This is a genomic window from Agromyces sp. G08B096 (genome assembly GCF_040267705.1).
Classification (GTDB): Bacteria; Actinomycetota; Actinomycetes; order Actinomycetales; family Microbacteriaceae; genus Agromyces.
Genome location: NZ_CP158374.1, coordinates 3,353,425 through 3,374,362, shown reverse-complemented (window position 1 = coordinate 3,374,362; position 20,938 = coordinate 3,353,425). Strand labels below are relative to the sequence as shown.

Genomic DNA, 20,938 nt, shown 5'->3' with positions numbered 1-20,938 from the left:
GATGCGGGCGGCGTGGTCGTCGCACGGTCATGGGGCAGGATGGGGACATGGCCAAGCTGCGTGTCCACTCCGACCGGATCGAGGTGCAACTCACCCCGACCGAGAAGTCGCTCGCGTTCCGAGGCGATGACCTCGTCATCCAGCGTGAAGACATCCGCTCGGCGACCATCACCGACGATCCGTGGATCTGGATCCGGGGCATCCGTCGCCGCGGCACCGAGATCCCGCTCGTCGTCGCCGTCGGCCTCTGGAAGTACCACGGCGGCAGCGACTTCGTCATCGTCAAGGGCAAGCGGCAGGCCGTGGTGCTCGAACTCGCCGGCGGCGAGTACGCCCGGCTCATCATCTCGACCAACCACGCGGCCGAGCTCATCGACCGGCTGAAGGTGGCGGCCGCCGAGGCGTCGGCCGAGCCGGTCGCCGACTAGGCGAAGAGGAAGAGCACGAAGCCCGCGAGCGGGAGCACGCCCTGCACGAGGGCGGGGCGCCAGTAGCCGCGGCCCGTCGTCGTCAGCACGGCGGCGGCGAGCGCCATGCACGCGGTGGTGAAGAGCACGAGCGCGGTGCCCGCCTCCTCGGCGCCGGACCAGAAGAGCACGAGCCCGATCGCCGCGCCGATGCCGAGGAACAGGTTGTAGAACCCCTGGTTGTAGGCCATCGGGCGGGTCGTGTCGGCCTGCGCCTGGTCGGCGACACCGAACCGCTTCCAGGTCGACGGGCGGGTCCACCACACGCTCTCCATGAGGAAGATGGCCCCGTGCAGCAGGGCGGCGAGGGCGACGAGGATGCTCGCGATGACGGCCATGCGCCGATCGTACGCGCCGCCCGCCCGGTCAGGCCGGCGCGACCGGCTCGACCTCGAGATCGACGGGGCGGCCGAGGAACGCCTCGACCTCGGCGATGCGGGCGTCGCGTGAGCGGAGCTCGGCCCGGGTCATCCGACGCCATGGGACGATTCGCACCGTCGCGCGACGGCCGCGGACGGCGGGCGCCCATCGACCGGCCATCACCCCGCCCGCGAGCATCGCGTGCAGCGGGAACTCGGACATGACGGGCGCTCGCCCCGGCGGTTGCAGGAAGCTCCGCGGTGCCGCGTACCCCATGATGACCTCGTCGTAGGCCTGCACCAGGTCGACGATGCTCGCGTCGTCGTCTGCGCGGGCGCGCTCGGCCGGCCGCGCACTCCAGGCCGCGGCCACCGCCTGGTCGAGCCACAGGTCGTCCTCGCCCGCGACCCGTTCGATGCGCCCTCCGGTGCGCTCGGCGGCCTCCAAGAGCGCCGCCCGGCTGTCGTTCAGCGTGAAACCCGACCACGTCGAGAGGTCCTTCGCCGAAGCCGGCCCGCGGGTGAGGAGGAACCGTTCCGCGAGCTCCGCGAGCGCCTCGCCCCGCGGCCGGTCCGGAGCCGGCGGCACGCGCTCGTCGAAGGCCGCGTACGTGCGCTGCGCGCCCCGCCCTGCGCCGGAGATGAGCACGCGCTCGAGCTCCGCGTGCATGATCGCGTATGCGAGCCCGACGCTCGTCGACGGCAGGTCCGCGGCGGCGAGCTCCTCCGCGAGCTCGCCCCGGGTGCGGTGGCGGCCGCCCGCGACGGCTGCCGCGAGCACGTCGAGGCAGCGCGCCGCCGTGTCGGCCGCGACCCCGGTCTGCCGGTACATCGTGCCGTTCGCCCGGTGCACGCGCTCGGCCGAGAGGCCGATCACCCACCTGGCGTCGTCGCGGTGCAGGAAGTGCCACGTCGGACGGAGCACATGCGTGCGCAGGATCTCACCGCCATCGATCGCGCCCGCCACCGCCGCCGCATCCGGGCGCGCGGCGGGCGCGATCCGCTGGGCGAGACCCCACTGGGCGGGCAGGTACTCCTGCGCCTGCACCGCGAGCGAGCGGCGCACGACCTCCGCCGCGGTGCCGACGGGTGCGGCGGGATCGGCCTCGCCGCGGAGCCCCTGCGCGAACAGCCGTCGCGAGCGCAGCTCGGCGGCATCCATCTACGAGACGTCCCGCCGCCAGGTCGTCGCCCCGCCGATGATCGTGAGCAGCACCGCGAGCCCCGCGAGCACGAGCCCGCCCTGCCACCACTCCAGCAGTTCGACGCCGCCGAACGAGGCGACGCTGTAGAAGGATGCCCCGACCAGGGCGTCGCTCGCCGCGCCGGGCAGGAACCTGCCGATGCTCGCCGTGACCTCGTTGAGCGATGCCGCGAACCGCAGGATCGGCTCGAGGAACTGGGTGAACGCGATGACGATGACGACCGCCGCGACCTGGTTCGGGATGAGCACGCCGAGTCCGACGCCGATGCCGCCCCAGAGCGCCATCGCGAGGACACCGCGACCGATGACGGCCCAGGTGTCGCTCGAGTCGAGCCCGGTCTCGAGTCCGAATCCCGCGAGGGCCGCCGCGCCCGAGCCGACCGACACCGCGTAGGCGAGTGCGCCGAGCAAGGCGCCGACCACGAGCTGCGAGAGGAATTTCGCCGAGAGCACGACCGAGCGGTGCGGCTCCGCGAGGAAGGTCGGCGTGAGCGTCTTGTGCCGGAACTCGCCGGTGACGGCGAGGGCGCCGAGCAGGAGCGGGAAGACGTACCCGATCGTCGAGGCGAAGCTGTACAGCAGCGGCGCGAGTTCCAAGCCGCGGGGGAGCGGGGCGCCGCCCGTCTCCGCGGCCTCGCCCGGGTTGGCCGAGAGCCAGCTGAACAGCGCGCCGAGGCCGCCCGCCATGAACGCGACGTAGACCGCGAGGAGGATGGCGAGCAGCCACCACATCCGGGTGGTGAGCACCTTCTGGAACTCCGCCGCGAGGGCGCGCATGAGCCTCACCGGTCGCCCCCTTCGCCGGTCGTGCCGGGATGCGGCGCGGCGGTGCCGGCGTCGGAGGCGCCCTCCACCAGCGACAGGAACGAGTCCTCGAGGCCGGATTTCAGCCGGTGCAGGCTGCTCACCTCCACGCCGCCGACGAACGCCGCATGCCCGACCCTGCCCGGATCGGGCTCGTCGACGATGAAGCCCTGCCGACCCTCGGACGCGCTCAGCCCGGCGGCCTCGAGCGCCGCCCGCAGCGCGGCCCGGTCGGGCGAGTCGACCACGGTGCGCGGCGCCGCGTCGAGCTCGAGGCTCGTGAGCGTGCCCGTCTTCACCAGCCGGCCCTTGGCGATGATCACGACGTCGTCCACCGACTGCTGCACCTCGCTCAGCAGGTGCGAACTCACCAGCACCGTCCGGCCTTCCGCCGCGAGAGTGCGCAGGAACACGCGGATCCATTTGATGCCCTCGGGATCGAGCCCGTTGATCGGCTCGTCGAGCACGAGCACGCCGGGATCGCCCAGCAGCGTGTAGGCGAGCGAGAGGCGCTGCCGCATGCCGAGCGAGAAGCCGCCGACCCGCCGGTCGGCGAACTCGGCGATGCCGACCTGGTCGAGCACCTGCGCGACGCGGGCCCGCGGGATGCCGGCCGCCGTCGCGTACACGGCGAGGTGGTTCTTCGCCGTCCGCCCGGGATGGAAGTCGGCCTCCAGCGCCGCGCCGACCGTCTCGAGCGGACGCTCGAGCGCCGCGTACGCGGTGCCGTCGAACGTCGCCGAGCCCCCGGTGGGGCGTTCGAGCCCGAGCAGCACCCGGAGCGTCGTCGTCTTGCCGGCGCCGTTCGGGCCGAGGAAGCCCGTCACCCGGCCCGGCTGCACCGTGAAGCTCAGATCCTCGACCGCCGTCACCGGGCCGAACCGCTTGGTCAGCCCGCTGACCTCGATGGGAATGCCGCCCGCCATGCCCGCTCCTCACGCCGGGGGCGAACCGGTGCCGCGTCGGGTCGCGCCCCCGCACGACCCCGGCGGCCCATGCCGCCAGGAGTCAGACTAGCGCGGGGTCAGTTCAACGGGCGGATGCCGCTCGGCAGCACGCCGCCGGCGATCAGCGCGGTCGCGAGATCCTCGAGCGCGCCGAGGGCGACCCGCTGCGTGAGCGGTCCGTAGGAGACGCGGGCGACGCCGAGCTCCTCGAGCCGGGCCGGCGCGGGCACCGACGGCAGCCCGATGACGCTGACGCGGCGCTCCCCGATGCCGGCGACGAGGTCGGCGATGACATCCTCGCCGAAGTTGCCCGGAACGAACACGCACGTGGCGCCCGCGTCGAGGAACGCCCGGCCGCGCTCGATCGCGTCGGCCACCGAGTCGGCGAGGGGCCGGTCGCCTCCGCGGAGGAACGCGTCCGTTCGGGCGTTGAGCGCGAACGGCACTCCCTCGGCGTCGGCCGCGGCGACGGCGGCCCGCACGGCCGCGACGGAGTCGCCGAGCGGCTTCAGCTGGTCTTCGAGGTTCGCGCCCGCGATGCCCCGCCCGATCGCCTTCCGGATCGTCTCGCCCGCGTCGCCGTACCCGGCCTCGAGGTCGGCGCTGACGGGAAGATCGACCGCGGCGGCGATGCGGCCCGCCATCTCGAGCATCAGGTCGACCGGGATCTGCTCGCCGTCGGGATAGCCGAACGTGGCCGCGATCGAGTGGCTCGCGGTCGCGAGCGCGGTCGTGCCCGGGACGCCCGCGACGACCTTCGCGCTCGCGACATCCCACACGTTCACCACCTGCAGCAGCGCGGGGGCCTCGTGCAGTCGGCGGAGCTCGGCGGCGCGGTCGGCGGTGCCGGAGGGAGCGGGGGCGGCGGTCGTCATGGGGTCGAGCCTACGGCCGATCGATAGCATGCACGCATGAGCGGCGCGCGGCCCGAGACCCCCGGCGGATCGCCGAGCCCGCTCGCGCGCCGCCTCTCCCTGAACGCGCTCCTCGACGGGTTCGTGTTCGTCTACGCCGGGGTGGCGGCGGTGTGGCTCGCCTGGCTCATCCTCAGCGAGTCGTTCGAGTTCGGCTGGTTCGGCATCCTCTTCTTCCTGGCGTTCTGGCTCGTGCTCGCCTACCTCGTGCTGCCGAGACTGCACCGAATCCTCACGACGATCTACGTGCCCGACTACTTCATCGGCCGCGCCCGCACGAGCGACGGCCTGCTCGGCGACCCCGTCAACCTCGCCTTCCTGGGCGACGAGGAGGATCTGCACGCCGCCATGGAGTCGGCCGGCTGGACCCGCGCCGACGACATCACGCTCGCGTCGAGCTGGCGCATCATCGCCTCGACGCTGTCGCGGCGCAGCTACGACGAAGCGCCCGTGAGCCCGCTGTTCCTCTTCGGCCGCACGCAGGACTTCGCGTACCAGCAGGAGGTCGAGGGCAACCCCGCGAGACGTCACCACGTGCGGTTCTGGCGGACCCCCGACGGATGGCTCCTGCCCGGCGGCCGCCGCGTCGACTGGCTCGCCGCCGGCACCTTCGATCGCGCCGTCGGCTTCTCGCTGTTCACGCTGCAGATCACGCACAAGATCGACGCCGACATCGACGTCGAGCGCGACCACATCGTGCGGACGCTCATCGGGGCGGAGGCATCCGTGCGCGTCGACGTCGTCCGCGACTTCTCGACCGGCTACCACTCGCGCAACGGCGGCGGCGACACCATCCGCACCGACGGCGACCTCCCGGTCGTCGACGTGGCCCGCGTCGTCGAACCGCGGCCCGTCGCCGACCAGTCGAAGCCGGGGCCCGACAGCTGGGGCGAGGTCGCGGGCAAGCGCCCCGCGTTCGAGTCGCCGGTGCGGCTCGCGGAGCGCGAGGCGGCCCCGGTCGCCATGCGACGCCCGGTGCAGACGGTCCTCGGCGCCGCCCTCATCGTCGTGCGCGTGCTGCTCGGCGTCGTGTGGATGCTCGCGCTCGCGTTCGACTGGAACCGGGTGCTCGAGAACGACTTCGGGCTGGCGCCCCGCGACGACGACTGGACCGCGCTCGCCGGCACCGCGCTGACCGTCGTGGTCGTGGTCGGCTCGCTCGTGCTCGCGGTCGAGCTCGGGTTCGCGTGGCTGGTCTTCCGGGGCAGCAACTGGGCGCGCATCGCCGTCATGGCGGTCGCCGTCGCGAGCATCAGCATCGCGGCGATCGACTACTTCGTCGGCGACATCGAGATCACGGTGCGCACGACCCTGCTCACGCTCGCCGTCGACATCCTCGTGCTGCTCGCGCTGTCGAGCCGCTCGGCGCGCGCGTATGCGCGGCGCCCGCGCCGCTGAGCTGGGCCGTCCCGCGCACACGCGCGCCTGACCCGGGGCCGTCGGATGCCTCAGGCCGCCCGATGCCTAGGCCGCGACGTGCTCGCCGCAGGCCACGGCGGTGCACGACTCGCAGACGACGAGCTGCGTGCGGCAGGAGGCATCCGTGCAGTTCGCCGTGCGGTTGGTCGCCCCTCCGCACGCGACGCACGTGCCGATGACGGCGGCATGGTCGGAGAAGTCGACCGAGCCGCGCCCGTCGAACACGTAGAGCGAGCCTTCCCACAGCCCGTCGTCGCCGAATCGCTCGCCGTAGCGGACGATGCCGCCCTCGAGCTGGTACACCTCGCCGAAGCCGCGGTTCGCCATGAGGCTCGACAGCACCTCGCACCGGATGCCCCCGGTGCAATACGTCACGACCGGCCGGCCCTTCAGGTGGTCGTACGCGCCCGCGTCGAGCAGGTCGACGAAATCGCGGGTCGTGTCGGTGGGCGGCACGATCGCGTCGCGGAAGCGCCCGATGGATGCCTCGAGCGCGTTGCGTCCGTCGAAGAAGACGACCTCCTCGCCGCGCTCGGCGACGAGGTCGTGCAGCGCGTCGGGCGTGAGCCTGGCGCCGCCGCCCACGACGCCGCCCTCGTCGACGCGCAGTTCGCCCGGTGCGCCGAAGCTCACGATCTCGTCGCGCACCTTCACGCTGAGCTTCGGGAAGTCGGCGCTGCGCCCCTCGTCGTCGAGCCCGGTGCCCTCGCTCCACTTGAAGTCGATGTGCCTGAACGGCGGGTAGTCGCGCGTCTTCCGCACGTATCGCTTGAGCGCGCCGAGCTCCCCGCCGAGCGTGCCGTTCAGGCCGTGCTCGGAGATGAGGATGCGGCCGCGCAGGCCTAGCGACTCGGCGAGATCCCGCTGCCACACGCGGATCGCCTGGGGGTCGGCGAGCGGCGTGAACACGTAGTAGAGCAGGATCTTCGCGAGCGGCACCGGCCGATCTTACGCGGGCATCCTGAAACGGCTCGGGTTACGCTGGCGGCGGTGGCGGGTGCGGCACCCGCCGGGAGGGACGCCGATGTTCTCGTACGACCCCTACGCGGAGCTGCAGTCGCTGCGCCCGGTCGAGCCCTTCGCCGTGACCAGCACCGACTTCACCGACGGGCAGGAGCTGCCTCGGGTCGCCTGGGGCGCGAGCGCGGGCGGGGAGGACCGGTCGCCGCAGCTGGCCTGGGGCGGGTTCCCCGAGGCGACGAGGTCGTTCGCCGTGACCTGCTTCGATCCGGATGCTCCGACCGCGTCGGGCTGGTGGCACTGGGCGGTCGCGAACATCCCGGCCGACGTCAGCTCCCTGCCGGCCGACGCCGGAGCCGCGGGCGGCGCGGGCCTGCCGCACGGCGCGCTCGCACTGCCAAACGAGGCGCGGCTCGCGCAGTATTCCGGACCGACGCCGCCCGCCCGCACCGGCGTGCACCGGTACGTCTTCGTCGTGCACGCACTCGACGTCGAGCGGCTCGACCTCGATGGCGACGCCACGCCCGCACAGCTCGGGTTCCACGCCTTCTTCCACGCGCTCGGGCGCGCGGGCATCACGGGCACCGCGTCGGGCGACTGACGAGCGCGGGACTGAGGGTCGCGGGGCGCGCCCGCGTCAGTGCTTGCTGCCGCGTCAGTGCTTGCTTCCGGAGAGGGCGAGCACGCCGCCGAGTCCGATCATCATGACGCCGCCGGTCGCGGCGACTCCGGAAGCACGGCGCGGCGACGTCGCGAACCAGTTTCGCGCCGCGCTCGCCGCGAGCGCCCAGATCGAGTCGCACACGAGGGCGAGCGCGATGAAGACCAGCCCGAGCTCGAACAGCTGCATCGGGATCCAGCCCGCGTGGAAGTCGACGAACTGCGGCAGCACGGCCACGAAGAACGCGATCGTCTTCGGGTTCGTGACGCCGACGACGAAGCCCTCGAGCAACTGCCTGACGGGCGACCGGGGAGCGGCGCCGGCCGCGACCGCGGCGGCTGCGTCGCCGCGGTGCCGGATGGCCTGCACGCCGAGGTAGACGAGGTATGCGGCACCGGCGAGCTTGATCACCGTGAACAGCACGACCGATTGGGCGACCAGGGCGCCGACGCCGAGGGCGACCGCCGCCGCGAGCGGGACGACGCCGAGCGCGTTGCCGAGCACACTCAGCAGCCCGCCGAGCCGGCCGAGCGCGAGTGATCGGCCGATCGTGAACAGCACGCTCGGACCCGGGATCACGATGAGCACGATCGCGGCGGCGCAGAAGGCGAGCAGGTTCTCGGCGGGGACCATCCCGTGATCGTACTCCCGCGGACGTGCAGTCAGATAACGTGCTATATATCGTGTTATCCAATTCGACACGGGAGGCGACATGACCGACGACCTTGTGGCGGCGCTCGGGCACCTCACGCTCGGCACCAGGCTCAAGCGGCTGGGCGATCGACTGCAGGGCGAGACCACCCGGTTCCTCCGCGCCCAGGGGGTCGACGTGCCCTCCGGCTGGTTCCCCATGCTCGCGGCGCTCGAGACCTCGGGCGGGCGCACCGTCGGCGAGCTCGCCGCCGAACTCGGCGTGAGCCAGCCCGGCGTGACCCGGAGCGTCGGCGTGCTCGCCGAGCGTGGGCTCGTCGAGGTCACCGAAGGCCGAGCCGACCGCCGCAGGCGCACCGTCGTCCTCACCGCGAGCGGCGTCCGGCTGGTCGCCCGGGCCCGGGAAGAGCTCTGGCCGCACATCGACGAGGCCGTCCGGCAGGCGTGCGACGGACTCACCGGTCCGTTCCTCGATGAGGTCGCCGGACTCGAACGACGCCTCGACGAAGCCGGCGTCGACGTGCGCGCGGCCCGACTCGCGGGGGAGCGGTCGTGATGCGGCATCCCCTCGACCGTCCCGCGTGGAGCGCCCTCTCCGGCCGCCAGCACCGGTTCGCCGTCGGCGACGGCGCAGCGTTGCGGTTCGACCCCGAGGTGGGGCCGTTCGCCGCCGTCGGAACGGACGACGACGACAGCCTCGCCCTCCTCGCCGGCCTCGTGCGCCGCACCGGCCGAAGCGTGCTGCTGCAGCGCGGGCCCGTGCCGCCCGTTCCCGGCGTGGCCGAACGGCTCCGCGCCCCCGGCGTGCAGCTCGTGCTCGACCGGCTCGCCGACGTGCCCGACCTCGCACCCGAGCACGAGCCCGTCGAGCTGGGCCTCTCGGACGCGGCGGAGATGGTCGCGCTCGCCCGGCTCACCGAACCCGGTCCGTTCGAGGCGCGCACCCCCGAGCTCGGCGGGTTCCTCGGCATCCGCGACCCGGCGAGCGGCGAGCTCGTCGCCATGGCCGGCCAGCGCATGCAGCCGGCCGGCCACACCGAGGTGTCGGGCGTGTGCACGCATCCCGACCACCGGGGCAAGGGCTTCGCCGCCGCACTCTCGGCCGCGGTCGCCCGCCGCATCCTCGCGCGGGGCGACACCCCGTTCCTGCACGCCTACGCCGGCAACCGGCCCGCGATCGCGCTGTACGAGCGGCTCGGGTTCGTCCACCGCGCCGATGTCGAGGTCGTCGCGCTCGAGCCGGCGGGCTGAGCGCGCCATCGGGCCTGCCGCCCGCCGCCAGCTTCCTCCGACGGGGTTGCCGATACGGTGGCATCCGTGAGCGAGCACATCTCCGCAACGGTGGCCGACGGCGTCGGCCACGTCACGCTCGACCGGCCCCAGGCGCTGAACGCCCTGAGCTACGAGATGATCCGGACCCTCACGGGCGTCTTCGAGGAGTGGCGGCGCGACCCGGAGGTCGGGCTCGTCGTCCTCGACGGCGCCGGCGAACGCGGGTTCTGCGCCGGCGGCGACATCCGCGAGCTCTACGGCTACGCCACCAGGGGCGAGCACGAGACGGCGCACGAGTTCTTCCGCACGGAGTACCGGCTCGACGCCGCCATCGCCCGCTACCCGAAGCCCGTGGTCGCCCTCATGGACGGCATCACCATGGGCGGCGGCATCGGCCTCGCGGGGCACGCCTCGATCCGCATCGTCACGGAACGCTCACGCGTCGCGATGCCCGAGACCCGCATCGGCTTCACCCCCGACGTGGGCGGCACGTGGCTGCTCGCCAAGGCGCCCGGCGAGCTCGGCGTGCACCTCGCCCTGAACTCCCGCACGATGGACGCCGCCGACGCCGTCCACGCCGGCTTCGCCGACCTCCTCGTGCCCTCCGACCGGTTGCCGCACCTGCTGCAGGCCCTCGCCGAGCGCGCCGACCCCGGCACGCCGTCCGAGATCGCGATGCTCTTCGACGAGACACCCGGCCCGTCGGCGCTCGCGCTCGCGCGCGACTGGGTCGACGCCTGCTACTCCGCGCCCACCGTCGGCGAGATCATCGCGAGGCTCCGCGCCTTCGCCGACGGTCGAGGGGATGCCTCGCTCCCGGAGCATCCGCTCGACCCCGGCGCACCCGCCGCAGCAGCCGCCGCGGCCGACGAGCTCGAGACCCTGTCGCCGACCGCCCTCGCCGTCACCCTCGAGGCCGTGCGCCGCTCCCGCGCCCTGCCGCGACTCGAGGATGCCCTCGAGCAGGAGTTCCGCGCCGTCACCTGGTTCATCGAGCAGCACGACCTGCGCGAGGGCATCCGCGCCCAGGTCATCGACAAGGACCGCCAGCCGCGGTGGAACCCGCCCCAGCTCGGCGACGTGCCCCCGCACCTGGCCGAGCAGGTGCTCACCGAGCAGCGCTTCGCCCCCGTGTGGCCTACCGTGGAGGGGTGAAGACCCATCACCTGCGCACGCACCGGAGCGACGAGCACCTGACCCGCGAGGGCCAGCTGGCCTGGCAGATGGCGGGGGTGGCGACCGATCCCGTCGAGCTCGACGACGACGTCGTCGACATGGTCGTGAACCGCGTCATCGACAACGCCGCCGTCGCCGCGGCATCCGTCGCCCGCGGTCCCGTCGTCTCGGCCCGCAGCCAGGCGCTCGCCCACCCCGTCTCGATCGGCGGCGACGGGGCCACCGTGTTCGGCGTCGACCCCGGCCGCCGCACCTCGCCCGAGTGGGCCGCGTGGGCCAACGGCGTGGCCGTCCGCGAGCTCGACTTCCACGACACCTTCCTCGCCGCGGAGTACTCGCACCCCGGCGACAACATCCCGCCGATCGTCGCCGTCGCCCAGCACGTCGCGGCCGCCCGCGGCCTCACCGGACTCGACGTCGTCCGCGGCATCGCCACCGGCTACGAGCTGCAGATCGACCTCGCCAAGGCGATCTCGCTGCACCAGCACAAGATCGACCACGTCGCTCACCTCGGCCCGTCGGCCGCGGCCGGCATCGGCACGCTCCTCGGCCTCGACCAGGAGACCATCTTCCAGGCCATCGGCCAGGCGCTGCACACCACCACCGCGACGCGGCAGTCGCGCAAGGGCGAGATCTCCACGTGGAAGGCGCACGCGCCGGCGTTCGCCGGCAAGATGGCCGTCGAAGCGGTCGACCGCGCGATGCGCGGCCAGACCAGCCCGGTGCCGATCTACGAGGGCGAGGACGGCGTGATCGCGTGGCTGCTCGGCGGCCCGGATGCCTCCTACGACGTGCCGCTGCCCGAGCTCGGGGAGGCCAAGCGCGCCATCCTCGACTCCTACACGAAGGAGCACTCGGCCGAGTACCAGGCCCAGGCCTGGATCGACCTCGCCCGGAAGCTGCACGACGAGTATCCGCTCATCCTCGACGACCCGGCCCGCATCTCCTCGGTCGTGCTGCACACGTCGCACCACACCCACTACGTCATCGGCTCGGGCGCCAACGACCCGCAGAAGTACGACCCGGATGCCTCGCGCGAGACGCTCGACCACTCCATCCCGTACATCTTCACCGTCGCCCTCCAGGACGGCGCCTGGGACCACGAGACGTCGTACTCGCCCGAGCGCGCGCACCGGCCCGACACGGTCGACCTCTGGAAGAAGGTCACCACCGTCGAAGACCCCGAGTGGACGCGCCGCTATCACTCGCTCGACATGGACGAGAAGGCCTTCGGCGGCCGCGTGGTCATCACGCTCGCCGACGGCGGCGAGATCGTCGAGGAGATCGCGGTCGCCGACGCGCACCCCCTCGGCGCTCGACCCTTCGGGCGCGAGCAGTACGTGCAGAAGTTCCGCACGCTCGCCGCCCCCGTGCTCGAGCCCGAGGAGATCGAACGCTTCCTCGACGTCGCGCAGCGCCTGCCGGAGCTCGGCCCCGACGAGCTCTCCGCGCTCACGTTCACCGCCGCGGCCGGCGCGCTCGTCGGCGTCGACATCCCCACCGGGCTCTTCTGAGGCCCGGCACGCCCTCACCTCTCCCGACGCCCTGATTCGGAGGCATCCCGATGCTCTACAGCCAGACCACGCCCGCCGAGAAGCGGCGGCTGTTCCGCGAGCGCCTCGCGACCGGCGAGCTGCTGCGCTTCCCCGGCGCGTTCAACCCGCTCTCGGCGCGGCTCATCGAGCAGCGGGGCTTCGAGGGCGTGTACATCTCGGGTGCCGTGCTGTCGGCCGACCTGGGGCTGCCCGACATCGGCCTGACGACCCTCACCGAGGTGGCTGGCCGGGCGAAGCAGATCGCGCGGATGACGGAGCTGCCCGCGATCGTCGACGCCGACACCGGGTTCGGCGAGCCGATGAACGTCGCGCGTACCGTGCAGGAGATGGAGGATGCCGGGCTCGCCGGGCTCCACATCGAAGACCAGGTGAACCCGAAGCGCTGCGGGCACCTCGACGGCAAGCAGGTCGTCGACGAGCACACCGCCCTGCAGCGCATCCGCGCCGCGGTCGACGCCCGCCGTGACGAGAACTTCCTCGTGATGGCCCGCACCGACATCGCCGCCGTCGACGGGCTGCAGGCCGCCGTCGACCGCGCGAAGGCGCTGGTGGATGCCGGCGCCGACGCGATCTTCCCCGAGGCGATGCGTTCCCTCGCCGAGTTCGAGGCGGTGCGAGCGGCCGTCGACGTGCCGCTGCTGGCGAACATGACCGAGTTCGGCAAGTCCGACCTCTTCACGGTCGATCAGCTGCGCGACGTCGGCATGAACCTCGTGATCTGGCCGGTGTCGCTCCTCCGCCTCGCGATGGGCGCCGCCGTGCGCGGGCTCGACGAGCTCTCGGAGACCGGCACGCTCGAGGCGAAGCTCGGTGACATGCAGCACCGCGCCGACCTGTACGAGCTCATCGACTACGAGGGCTACAACCGCTTCGACACGGGCATCTTCAACTTCACCGTCGCCCGCTAGCCCGGCGGCGGCGCGGCGCCCCGCCTGGCCCGCGGCGGCGCGGCGCCTTCCCGCGCCCCCGCCGGCCTCGCCCCGCCGACTCGCCCCGCCGGCCTCGCCCCGCCGACTCGTGTCGGCGATATCCGCCGGTGCGGGGCATCCGACACCGGCGAATACCGCCGTCATCCCTCCGGGAACCAGCGTGAGTACCGAACGGATCCGGTCCATCCCCTCCGCCGCAGGCTCGCGGCGAGCCGTTCGACGAAGGCTCGCGGTTCGCGGAGGTCCGCCTGGGTGACTTCCGTGACGTGGAAGCCGAGCGCTTCGAGCTCGGCCTCGCGCGTGCGATCTCGACGCCATTGCCGGAGGTCGGTGCGATGATGGTCGCCTTGGTACTCCAGGACCTCGCCGTACGGTTCGAACAGTCCGTCGACGCGGGCGATGAACCGCCCGCGGTCGGCGATCACCACCTGCGGCGTCGGTCGCGGCAGGCCCGCGAGCAGGATGAGCGCGAACATCTCCGATTCCGCGGGCGACTCGCGGAAGCAGTCTCGCGCCGCCACAGCAGTGGCCAGCTTTCCGCGAAACCGTGCGCCCGGGTGTTCCGCGGCCGCCCGGCTCAGGTCGACCCACGGCGGGATCGCGTCAGCGACCGCGACGAGCTCCGGCACGCTGAGCCGAGGAGCGAGGTCGCAGAACGTCCGCGCCGGCGAGGTGAGTCGGATGCCCCGGCACTCGACTTCGTCGCCAGTGATCCGGAGGCTCCGGGCCACCACTCCGGAGCGCCGCGGCGCTCGGGCGGGCCACGGCACGCCGACTTCGACCGTGTCACGCAGCCGCCACGGCATGGGGAGGCCGTGCTCCTGCGCTGCCGAGACGCCGCAGAGGAAGGCATCAGCTCGCACGGCCAGCAGCACGGCCCGTCGGCGTTCGCGGATTCCCGCGGCGCGAGGCATCCGGACCCCCGACGTCGGTGCGACCAGATCGCTCGCGCGCAGCCGTTTCGCACTGACGCCCGCTGCGGCGGCGGCAGCAACGGTGAACTCGCGGTCGCGCAGATCGTCGGGGAGCGGCGCACGCACGGTCATCGGCCCAGTCTCGGTGCGCTGCGGGCGCCGGACGGCCCTGCTCCGGTCATGGTGGACACGCCTGCTCTCTCCGGGCTTGGGGAGGAGGGCTCCAACCAGGTGCCGGTGCGTGGCCGCGCCGCAGTTCGCGCAGCGTGTGGGCAGTATTCGCCGGTGCGGAAGGGGAGCCACCGGCGGATACCGCCGACACGGCGCGTTTGCGGGAGCAGGGAGCCCCGGGCGGGGCATGGGGAGAGCGGGGCGCCGGCGGGGGCGGGCGTGGGTAGGCTGAGGGCGGTCGCGGAGTGGCGGCCGGCCAGGCGGTGGACGAGCCCGAGGAGCAGGATGAGCGAGCAGCAGCCCGAGATCTACAAGGGACTGGCCGGGGTGCCCGTCGACTACACGGCGATCTCGAAGGTGAATCCCGAGTCGAACTCGCTGCTCTACCGCGGCTATCCGGTGCAGGAACTCGCCGCGTCGGTGACGTTCGAAGAGGTCGCCTACCTGCTGTGGCACGGCGAACTGCCGAGCGACGACGAGCTCGTCGCCTTCGAGCAGCTCGAGCGCAGCCACCGCGGGCTCGACCACGAGGTCAAGCGCATCATCGACGAGCTGCCGCTGACGGCGCATCCCATGGACGTGGTGCGCACGGCCGTCAGCGCGATCGGTGCGAGCGACCCCACGACGCCGGATGACTCGCCCGAGGCGAACCTCGACAAGGCGATCCGGCTCTTCGCGAAGCTGCCCTCGATCGTGACGTACGACCAGCGGCGGCGGCACGAGCTCGACTTCGTCGAGCCGCGTGACGACCTCGGCTACTCGGCGAACTTCCTCTGGCAGGCGTTCGGGGAGGCGCCCGAGCTCGCCGTCGTGAACGCATTCGACGTGTCGATGATCCTGTACGCCGAGCACTCGTTCAACGCGTCGACGTTCACCGCCCGGGTCATCGCGTCGACGCTCGCCGACCTGTACTCGGCCGTCACGGGCGCGATCGGCGCGCTGAAGGGGCCGCTGCACGGCGGTGCGAACGAGGCGGTCATGCATGCGTTCGCCGAGATCGGCTCGGCTGACCGGGCCGCCGACTGGCTGGATGCCGCGCTCGCCGAGAAGCGCAAGATCATGGGCTTCGGGCACCGGGTGTACAAGAACGGCGACTCCCGGGTGCCGACGATGCGCGACGCCATGGAGCGCATGGTCGAGCACTACGAGCGCCCCGACCTGCTCGAGCTGTACGTGGCGCTCGAGACCGCGATGGGCGAGCGGAAGGGCATCAAGCCGAACCTCGACTACCCGGCCGGGCCCGCGTACCACCTGATGGGCTTCGACACCGAGACGTTCACGCCGCTGTTCGTCGCGAGCCGGGTCACCGGCTGGACCGCGCACATCCTCGAGCAGAAGGCCGCGAACGCGCTCATCCGTCCCCTGTCCGTGTACAACGGGCCCGACGAACGGCACGTTCCGGTCAAGCAGCCGTAGCGGGCCCGATCAAGCAGCCGTAGTCGGCCTCGGTCCCGCCGCAGCGGCAGCCTGCGACCGAGCAGCAGTGGCGCGCCCACAACCCGGGCGCGGGGCATCCGTTCGCCGGCTGTGGCGACCCGCCAATGCTGCGGCATCCCACGACGGATCGCGCCTACAGTCGTGGACCATGCACATGTTGTTCCGCACGCTGCTGCACATCCTCTTCCTGTCGCGCCGCAAGCCCGATCTCGGTTTCTACGACGTCGCGCGCACGCGGTTCATCACGCTGCCCACCGATCTCGACATCAACCGCCACATGAACAACGGCGTGTACTTCTCGATCATGGATGTCGCGCGCTTCGACGCGCTCGTCCGGTCGGGCATCTTCGCGACGATGCGGGATCGCGACTGGTACCCGGTGGTCGCGAGCGAGACGATCACGTTCCGGAAGTCGCTCAGTCTGTGGCAGCGGTTCACGATCGAGTCGCGCGTGCTCGGCTTCGACGACAAGGCGGTGTACATGGAGCAACGCTTCGTGCGGCCGGGCGCCGACGGCCGGCCCGAGATCTACGCGCAGGGGTTCATCCGGGCCAGGTTCCTGCGGAAGGCGGGCGGCACGGTGCCCATGGCGGAGGTCGCCGAGGCGTTCGGCGCGGTGCCGACGGACGACGTGCTGCCCGAGTGGATCGAGCGCTGGGGGCAGGATGTCGCGCTGCCGCCGACGCGCGCGGAGGCGCCGTCGGTCTGGTGAGCCGGGCCGCCGCGGGCGAGTGGAAGCGCAGGGTCAGCGGTCTGCGGCGAGCCCCTCGAGCACGAGCCCGAGTTTGTCGCCGAAGGTGCACTCGAGCAGCTCGTCGATGTTCTGCTGTTTCCGGAACTCGGCCATGAGGCCCGACGCGATCAGGGTGTTGATGAGCATGCCCTGGGCGAAGAAGCGCATCGCCTCGTCGGGCTCGAGCACGGTGCGCAGCCGGTCGTAGATGCGCATGAAGCCGCGTCGGGCGACCGGGCCGATGTGGGGGTCGTGGCCGAGGATGAACCCCTGCATGAGAGAGAGCAGCACGCCGCGGTCGGTCTCGACGAGGTCGACGTAGGCAGCGCCGACGCGGGCGCGGATGGTGTCGTCGTCGTCGGAGGCCTCGATGGCGTCGTCGAAGGCGCGGAGGACGCGGTCGCAGGTGCGCTCGATGACCTCGACGAAGAGCTGGTCTTTGGTGCCGAACAGGCGCACGACGTACGGCTGGCTGATGCCGGCGGCCCGCGCGACCTTGTCGGTGGTCGCGCCGGCGTAGCCGAGTTCGCCGAAGACGCGGGCGGCGGTCTCGAGGATCTGCTCGCGCCGCGCCGTTGCGGAGATGCGATCGGACTTCTGCTCCATGGTTGACATGTTATCAGTCGATTACTACAGTGACGGATGCAGTGGAGTAATCAGTCGATTACCACTCGATCTTCCAGGACCTCCACCTCCGAAGGAGCAGCACCATGACCACCTCGCAGCGCCGGATCCCGGTGTGGCTGGCCGTCGTCGCGGCCTCGTTGCCGATGTTCATGGCGACGCTCGACAACCTCGTCATCACGAACGCGCTCCCCGCGATGCGGGCCGAGCTCGGGGCATCCATCGAAGAACTGCAGTGGTACGTCAACGCGTTCACGCTCGCGTTCGCGACCTTCATCCTGGCCGCAGCGGCGCTCGGCGATCGCATCGGCCGCCGCTCGGTCTTCCTCGCCGGCATCCTCGTCTTCACCGCGGCCAGCGCCCTCGTCGCGCTCAGCACCGAATCGTGGATGGTGATCGCGAGCCGCGCGGTGCAGGGCGTCGGCGCGGCCGGCATCATGCCCCTCTCGCTGACGCTGCTCGCCGGTGCCGTGCCGCCGCGCCTGCGTCCCGCCGCGATCGGCATCTGGGGCGGCGTCGCCGGCCTCGGGGTCGCGCTCGGTCCCCTGATCGGCGGCGCCGTCGTCGAAGGCTGGAACTGGCAGGCGATCTTCTGGCTGAACGTGCCGATCGGCATCGTCGCGATCCCGCTCGCGATCCTCGCGCTGCCGAACACGCTGGGCGCTCGGCTGCGTATCGACCTTCCGGGCGTCGCCCTCGCGGGGCTCGGCGTGCTCGCCGTCGTCTTCGGCATCGTGCGCGGCAACGACGCCGGCTGGGACAGCCTCGAGGTCGTCGGCTCGCTCATCGCCGGAGCGGTGCTCCTCGGCGCGTTCCTCCTCTGGGAGCGCCGCGCGAGCGCGCCGCTGCTGCCGTTGCGCCTCTTCCGCGACCGCAGCTTCTCGGCCGCGAACGTCGTCGGCTTCGCGTTCAGCTTCGGCATGTTCGGCGCGGTGTTCCTGCTGATCCAGTTCCTCCAGGTCGTGCAGGGGGCGTCGGCGCTCGAGGCGGGCGTGCAGACCATGCCGTGGACCCTCGCGCCCATGCTCGTCGCGCCGCTGGCCGGGTTCGTCGCTCCGCGGGTCGGCACCCGCGCGCTGATCGCCGCCGGCCTGGCGCTGCAGACCGCCGCCCTCGTCTGGATCGCCGCCGTCATGAGTCCGGATGTCGCCTACTCCGTGCTTGTGGCCCCGTTCCTGCTCGCGGGCGTGGGCATGGGCCTCGTGTTCGCACCCATGTCGACCGCGGTGCTCGCGAACATGGGCGAGCACGACCACGCCAAGGCCTCGGCGACGAACTCGACGCTGCGCGAGGTCGGCGTGGCGCTCGGCGTCGCCGTGCTCACCGCCGTGTTCACGGGCGCGGGCGGCGAGCTGACGCCTGCGGGATACGTCGACGCGGCAGTTCCGGCCGTGCTCACCGGCGCCGCGGCGCTCGCGATCGCGCTGATCGCCGCCCTGTTCCTCCCCGCGGGACGGGCGACCGTGAGCGGGCCGACGATCGCGACGGCCGCCGCACCGAGGAGTGCGACGGCGCCGGCCGACGAAGCCTCCGGCGAGGCATCCGGCCGCCCCGTCGATCGCGAACCGGCGGCCGTCGCCTGACGGATTTCGCCGCGACGAATCGAGGCCCGCGGCGGCGGCGCTCGCTACGAGCGCTGCTGCCGCGGGATCACGATCTCGCGGAGGATGAGCAGGATGCCCGCGGAGATCGGGATGGCCACGAGCGCGCCGAGGAGTCCGAGCAGGGTGCCGCCCGCGAGGGCGGAGATGAGCACGATGGTGCCGGGCACCTGCACGGCCTTGCCCATGACCCGCGGCGTCAGGAGGTACGCCTCGATCTGCATGTAGACCAGCATGAGCGCGAGCACGACGAGCGCGGCCGTCGGGGAGACGAAGAGCGACACGACGGTCATCAGGACCGTCGTCAGCACGGTTCCGATGAGCGGGATCAGGGTCACGAAGAGCGCGACGACGCCGAGGATGAGCGCGTACGGCACGCCGACGAGCGTCAGCAGGATGACCGAGAACGTCGCGTTCATGAACGCGAGGATCACCATGCCCGAGAGGTACTTGCCGATCGACTGCATGATGCGCTCGGAGTAGCCCTCGACGCGCACCCGGTGCGACGCCTTCACGAGCGAGTAGCAGGCCCGCTTGGTCGCGTCGAGCGTGGCGATGAAGTAGATCGAGAGCACGATCACGAAGAAGCCGGTCGACACGGCGGTGATGACGGATGCCCCGAACGCGAGCGCGCCGCCCCCGATGGTGGCCCACAGGTTCGGGTCGGTGATGAGGTCTTCGAAGCCCTGCACCAGATTGCTGAGCAGGCCGTTCGTGGCGTCGTTCAGCTGGTCGTACCAGCCGGCGTCCTCGACGTGCTGCACCATGCCGGGGATGGCCTTGACGAGCGCGGTCGCCTGCGAGACGACCGGGGGGATGACGATCCAGACGATGCCGATCACGACGGCGACGAACAGCAGGATGACGACGATGATCGCGATGCCGCGGGAGAGGCCGCGTCGTTCGAACCAGCGGATGAGCGGGTCGAGGCCGAGGGCCACGAACGCGGCGATGAAGACGGAGAGCACGACCGACTGGAGGTTCACCAGCGCGACCGCGAGCGCGAGCGCGAGCAGCACGCCGAGGGTGACGATGAAGCCCCATCTGAACGGGTGGTTCACGAAGAGCGTGCGTTCCGGGGCCGCCCGCTCGGTGCGGCGACGCAGGCGTTCGGCCGTGTTCACGCGCGTCAGTCTAGGGTCGCGGATGCCTCGCGCCCGGAGGGCGCACCGGGTGGTGTCGAGGGTGTCTCAGCCGCGTGCGGGCTCGGGGACGTGCAGCTCGCGGTAGTAGCGCACGAACGCGGGGTGGTAGTCGGCCCAGTCGGGCATCGGCGCGCCCGTGCGTGCGGCCTCGAGCCGGTCGAGGTAGTAGTCCCACCCGGGTCCGATATCGGCCGCCGCCGCCCGGTCGGCGAGGCGCTGGGCGAAGGTGAGCGTCGTCATGCCGCCGCCTTCGACGAGGTGGGCGTGCAGGCGCCACGTTTCCGGTGCCTTGCCGACGTCGAGGTGGAACCGGTGGGGCGCGTCGCACTCGAGCACGGACACGTTCTCCCACGGGGCATCCTCACCTTCGGCGGTCATCTTGAACCGGATGCCGCCGGTGGCGGGCCGCCCCGTGTAGGTGCCGATCCACGAGCTGAGCGCGGTGGGGTTGGTGATGCTGTACCAGACGTCCTCGATAGGCGCTCGGAACAGCCGGTCGAACTGGAGGTAGAGCCCATCGGACTTCTGCTGGAAGTGTCCGGTCGGTTTGGCGTGCATCGTCGACCCCCCTGTCGCTCCTGCCATCAGGCTAATCCGCGGGTCGGCGTACCACTAGAGTCGGTGCCATGACTTCCAAGGGTGGCCACGGAACGCAGCAGGAGGCTCTCGACATCACCGAGGGCAAGTCGGGGCTCTGGGGGGCGCTCGCGGGCGTCATCGTCGCGGCGCTCATCGCCGTGCCGCTGTCGGCCGCATTCGCGTTCGCGACGCATCCGCACTCGCAGCAGCTGTTCGCCGGCCGGCTCGAGGAGGTGGGCCCCGGCGGGTACCAGGCCTTCTGGTGGCTCGTCACGCTGTTGCTCCTCGCCCTGCCGTTCCTCGTCGGCTTCGGCGTCGCGAAGCTGTCGGCGAAGGCGCTGCTCACGGTCGGCGCGATCGTCGTGCTGTTCGTGATCGCGATCGTCATCCTGGGCCAGCTCTTCGTCTTCTGAGT

Annotated in this window: 23 protein-coding genes; 12 read left to right on the top strand and 11 right to left on the bottom strand. The window is 72.0% G+C overall.

Features of this window, described 5'->3' with window-relative positions; translation table 11 throughout:
* Positions 1-47: 47 nt before the first annotated feature.
* Positions 48-428, top strand: a complete 381-nt coding sequence (locus ABIQ69_RS16175; protein ID WP_350348148.1) for a hypothetical protein — start codon at positions 48-50, stop codon at positions 426-428.
* Here ABIQ69_RS16175 and ABIQ69_RS16170 read toward each other — a convergent pair.
* From ABIQ69_RS16170 to ABIQ69_RS16150, 5 genes are all read right to left on the bottom strand, one after another.
* A complete protein-coding gene (locus tag ABIQ69_RS16170) occupies positions 425-805 on the bottom strand; it encodes a DUF1304 domain-containing protein (protein WP_350348147.1) in 381 nt (126 codons plus the stop codon). The genes ABIQ69_RS16175 and ABIQ69_RS16170 overlap by 4 nt on opposite strands.
* 28 nt (positions 806-833) lie before the next feature.
* Positions 834-1,988, bottom strand: coding sequence for a winged helix DNA-binding domain-containing protein (locus ABIQ69_RS16165; protein ID WP_350348146.1), 1,155 nt, complete (start codon positions 1,986-1,988; stop codon positions 834-836).
* Positions 1,989-2,807, bottom strand: coding sequence for an ABC transporter permease (locus ABIQ69_RS16160; protein ID WP_350350041.1), 819 nt, complete (start codon positions 2,805-2,807; stop codon positions 1,989-1,991).
* 5 nt (positions 2,808-2,812) lie between these two features.
* The gene (locus ABIQ69_RS16155) at positions 2,813-3,760 is read right to left on the bottom strand and encodes an ATP-binding cassette domain-containing protein (RefSeq protein ID WP_350348145.1); all 948 of its coding nucleotides are present in this window, start codon (positions 3,758-3,760) and stop codon (positions 2,813-2,815) included.
* A gap of 98 nt (positions 3,761-3,858) precedes the next feature.
* Positions 3,859-4,656 carry an isocitrate lyase/phosphoenolpyruvate mutase family protein gene (locus ABIQ69_RS16150; protein WP_350348144.1) on the bottom strand — a complete coding sequence of 266 codons (798 nt, stop codon included), beginning with the start codon at positions 4,654-4,656 and terminating at the stop codon, positions 3,859-3,861.
* A gap of 36 nt (positions 4,657-4,692) precedes the next feature.
* Here ABIQ69_RS16150 and ABIQ69_RS16145 point away from each other — a divergent pair, with 36 nt between their 5' ends.
* The gene (locus tag ABIQ69_RS16145) at positions 4,693-6,093 is read left to right on the top strand and encodes an LssY C-terminal domain-containing protein (RefSeq protein WP_350348143.1); all 1,401 of its coding nucleotides are present in this window, start codon (positions 4,693-4,695) and stop codon (positions 6,091-6,093) included.
* A 66-nt stretch (positions 6,094-6,159) separates the two neighbouring features.
* Here the strand turns inward: ABIQ69_RS16145 and ABIQ69_RS16140 are convergent, their stop codons facing one another.
* Complete coding sequence (locus ABIQ69_RS16140; protein ID WP_350348142.1) at positions 6,160-7,053, bottom strand: rhodanese-related sulfurtransferase; 894 nt, start codon at positions 7,051-7,053, stop codon at positions 6,160-6,162.
* Between the two features lie 85 nt (positions 7,054-7,138).
* Here ABIQ69_RS16140 and ABIQ69_RS16135 point away from each other — a divergent pair, with 85 nt between their 5' ends.
* Complete coding sequence (locus ABIQ69_RS16135; protein ID WP_350348141.1) at positions 7,139-7,675, top strand: YbhB/YbcL family Raf kinase inhibitor-like protein; 537 nt, start codon at positions 7,139-7,141, stop codon at positions 7,673-7,675.
* Positions 7,676-7,729: 54 nt separating this feature from the next.
* Here ABIQ69_RS16135 and ABIQ69_RS16130 read toward each other — a convergent pair whose 3' ends face one another.
* Positions 7,730-8,368, bottom strand: coding sequence for a LysE family translocator (locus ABIQ69_RS16130; protein WP_350348140.1), 639 nt, complete (start codon positions 8,366-8,368; stop codon positions 7,730-7,732).
* Between the two features lie 79 nt (positions 8,369-8,447).
* On the opposite strand from ABIQ69_RS16130, the gene ABIQ69_RS16125 reads away from it, so the two are divergent.
* The 5 genes from ABIQ69_RS16125 to prpB all read left to right on the top strand — a co-directional run bounded on the left by ABIQ69_RS16125 (position 8,448) and on the right by prpB (position 13,298).
* On the top strand, positions 8,448-8,942 hold the full coding sequence (locus ABIQ69_RS16125; protein WP_350348139.1) for a MarR family transcriptional regulator: 495 nt from the start codon (positions 8,448-8,450) through the stop codon (positions 8,940-8,942).
* On the top strand, positions 8,942-9,637 hold the full coding sequence (locus ABIQ69_RS16120) for a GNAT family N-acetyltransferase (RefSeq protein ID WP_350350040.1): 696 nt from the start codon (positions 8,942-8,944) through the stop codon (positions 9,635-9,637). The genes ABIQ69_RS16125 and ABIQ69_RS16120 overlap by 1 nt, the downstream gene beginning before the upstream one ends.
* A gap of 66 nt (positions 9,638-9,703) precedes the next feature.
* Positions 9,704-10,813: an enoyl-CoA hydratase/isomerase family protein gene (locus tag ABIQ69_RS16115; RefSeq protein ID WP_350348138.1), complete on the top strand. Its 1,110-nt coding sequence runs from the start codon at positions 9,704-9,706 to the stop codon at positions 10,811-10,813.
* The gene (locus ABIQ69_RS16110) at positions 10,810-12,348 is read left to right on the top strand and encodes an MmgE/PrpD family protein (protein ID WP_350348137.1); all 1,539 of its coding nucleotides are present in this window, start codon (positions 10,810-10,812) and stop codon (positions 12,346-12,348) included. Before ABIQ69_RS16115 ends, ABIQ69_RS16110 begins: the two co-directional genes overlap by 4 nt.
* Positions 12,349-12,398: 50 nt before the next feature.
* Positions 12,399-13,298, top strand: coding sequence for a methylisocitrate lyase (prpB, locus tag ABIQ69_RS16105; protein ID WP_350348136.1), 900 nt, complete (start codon positions 12,399-12,401; stop codon positions 13,296-13,298).
* A gap of 161 nt (positions 13,299-13,459) precedes the next feature.
* On the opposite strand, the gene ABIQ69_RS16100 is transcribed toward prpB, so the two are convergent.
* The gene (locus ABIQ69_RS16100; protein WP_350348135.1) at positions 13,460-14,536 is read right to left on the bottom strand and encodes a hypothetical protein; all 1,077 of its coding nucleotides are present in this window, start codon (positions 14,534-14,536) and stop codon (positions 13,460-13,462) included.
* 153 nt (positions 14,537-14,689) lie between these two features.
* On the opposite strand from ABIQ69_RS16100, the gene ABIQ69_RS16095 reads away from it, so the two are divergent.
* Positions 14,690-15,820, top strand: a complete 1,131-nt coding sequence (locus tag ABIQ69_RS16095) for a bifunctional 2-methylcitrate synthase/citrate synthase (RefSeq protein ID WP_350348134.1) — start codon at positions 14,690-14,692, stop codon at positions 15,818-15,820.
* 169 nt (positions 15,821-15,989) lie between these two features.
* On the top strand, positions 15,990-16,553 hold the full coding sequence (locus tag ABIQ69_RS16090) for an acyl-CoA thioesterase (protein WP_350348133.1): 564 nt from the start codon (positions 15,990-15,992) through the stop codon (positions 16,551-16,553).
* Positions 16,554-16,586: 33 nt separating this feature from the next.
* On the opposite strand, the gene ABIQ69_RS16085 is transcribed toward ABIQ69_RS16090, so the two are convergent.
* Positions 16,587-17,180 carry a TetR/AcrR family transcriptional regulator gene (locus ABIQ69_RS16085; protein WP_350348132.1) on the bottom strand — a complete coding sequence of 198 codons (594 nt, stop codon included), beginning with the start codon at positions 17,178-17,180 and terminating at the stop codon, positions 16,587-16,589.
* Positions 17,181-17,284: 104 nt separating this feature from the next.
* Between ABIQ69_RS16085 and ABIQ69_RS16080 the strand changes: the two genes are divergently transcribed.
* Positions 17,285-18,781 carry a DHA2 family efflux MFS transporter permease subunit gene (locus ABIQ69_RS16080; RefSeq protein WP_350348131.1) on the top strand — a complete coding sequence of 499 codons (1,497 nt, stop codon included), beginning with the start codon at positions 17,285-17,287 and terminating at the stop codon, positions 18,779-18,781.
* Between the two features lie 44 nt (positions 18,782-18,825).
* On the opposite strand, the gene ABIQ69_RS16075 is transcribed toward ABIQ69_RS16080, so the two are convergent.
* Together ABIQ69_RS16075 and ABIQ69_RS16070 are read right to left on the bottom strand one after the other, a co-directional pair.
* Positions 18,826-19,923 carry an AI-2E family transporter gene (locus ABIQ69_RS16075; protein WP_350348130.1) on the bottom strand — a complete coding sequence of 366 codons (1,098 nt, stop codon included), beginning with the start codon at positions 19,921-19,923 and terminating at the stop codon, positions 18,826-18,828.
* A gap of 66 nt (positions 19,924-19,989) precedes the next feature.
* The gene (locus tag ABIQ69_RS16070) at positions 19,990-20,502 is read right to left on the bottom strand and encodes an SRPBCC domain-containing protein (RefSeq protein ID WP_350348129.1); all 513 of its coding nucleotides are present in this window, start codon (positions 20,500-20,502) and stop codon (positions 19,990-19,992) included.
* 68 nt (positions 20,503-20,570) lie between these two features.
* Here ABIQ69_RS16070 and ABIQ69_RS16065 point away from each other — a divergent pair, with 68 nt between their 5' ends.
* Complete coding sequence (locus ABIQ69_RS16065; protein WP_350348128.1) at positions 20,571-20,936, top strand: hypothetical protein; 366 nt, start codon at positions 20,571-20,573, stop codon at positions 20,934-20,936.
* The last annotated feature ends 2 nt before the right edge of the window (positions 20,937-20,938 follow it).

Coding starts and splice junctions, on each gene's coding strand:
- ABIQ69_RS16175 (WP_350348148.1), top strand. CDS start 48: ATGGCCAAGCTGCGTGTCCACTCCGACCGGATCGAGGTGCAACTCACC.
- ABIQ69_RS16170 (WP_350348147.1), bottom strand. CDS start 805: ATGGCCGTCATCGCGAGCATCCTCGTCGCCCTCGCCGCCCTGCTGCAC.
- ABIQ69_RS16165 (WP_350348146.1), bottom strand. CDS start 1,988: ATGGATGCCGCCGAGCTGCGCTCGCGACGGCTGTTCGCGCAGGGGCTC.
- ABIQ69_RS16160 (WP_350350041.1), bottom strand. CDS start 2,807: ATGCGCGCCCTCGCGGCGGAGTTCCAGAAGGTGCTCACCACCCGGATG.
- ABIQ69_RS16155 (WP_350348145.1), bottom strand. CDS start 3,760: ATGGCGGGCGGCATTCCCATCGAGGTCAGCGGGCTGACCAAGCGGTTC.
- ABIQ69_RS16150 (WP_350348144.1), bottom strand. CDS start 4,656: ATGACGACCGCCGCCCCCGCTCCCTCCGGCACCGCCGACCGCGCCGCC.
- ABIQ69_RS16145 (WP_350348143.1), top strand. CDS start 4,693: ATGAGCGGCGCGCGGCCCGAGACCCCCGGCGGATCGCCGAGCCCGCTC.
- ABIQ69_RS16135 (WP_350348141.1), top strand. CDS start 7,139: ATGTTCTCGTACGACCCCTACGCGGAGCTGCAGTCGCTGCGCCCGGTC.
- ABIQ69_RS16130 (WP_350348140.1), bottom strand. CDS start 8,368: ATGGTCCCCGCCGAGAACCTGCTCGCCTTCTGCGCCGCCGCGATCGTG.
- ABIQ69_RS16125 (WP_350348139.1), top strand. CDS start 8,448: ATGACCGACGACCTTGTGGCGGCGCTCGGGCACCTCACGCTCGGCACC.
- ABIQ69_RS16120 (WP_350350040.1), top strand. CDS start 8,942: ATGCGGCATCCCCTCGACCGTCCCGCGTGGAGCGCCCTCTCCGGCCGC.
- prpB (WP_350348136.1), top strand. CDS start 12,399: ATGCTCTACAGCCAGACCACGCCCGCCGAGAAGCGGCGGCTGTTCCGC.
- ABIQ69_RS16095 (WP_350348134.1), top strand. CDS start 14,690: ATGAGCGAGCAGCAGCCCGAGATCTACAAGGGACTGGCCGGGGTGCCC.
- ABIQ69_RS16090 (WP_350348133.1), top strand. CDS start 15,990: ATGCACATGTTGTTCCGCACGCTGCTGCACATCCTCTTCCTGTCGCGC.
- ABIQ69_RS16085 (WP_350348132.1), bottom strand. CDS start 17,180: ATGGAGCAGAAGTCCGATCGCATCTCCGCAACGGCGCGGCGCGAGCAG.
- ABIQ69_RS16080 (WP_350348131.1), top strand. CDS start 17,285: ATGACCACCTCGCAGCGCCGGATCCCGGTGTGGCTGGCCGTCGTCGCG.
- ABIQ69_RS16070 (WP_350348129.1), bottom strand. CDS start 20,502: ATGCACGCCAAACCGACCGGACACTTCCAGCAGAAGTCCGATGGGCTC.
- ABIQ69_RS16065 (WP_350348128.1), top strand. CDS start 20,571: ATGACTTCCAAGGGTGGCCACGGAACGCAGCAGGAGGCTCTCGACATC.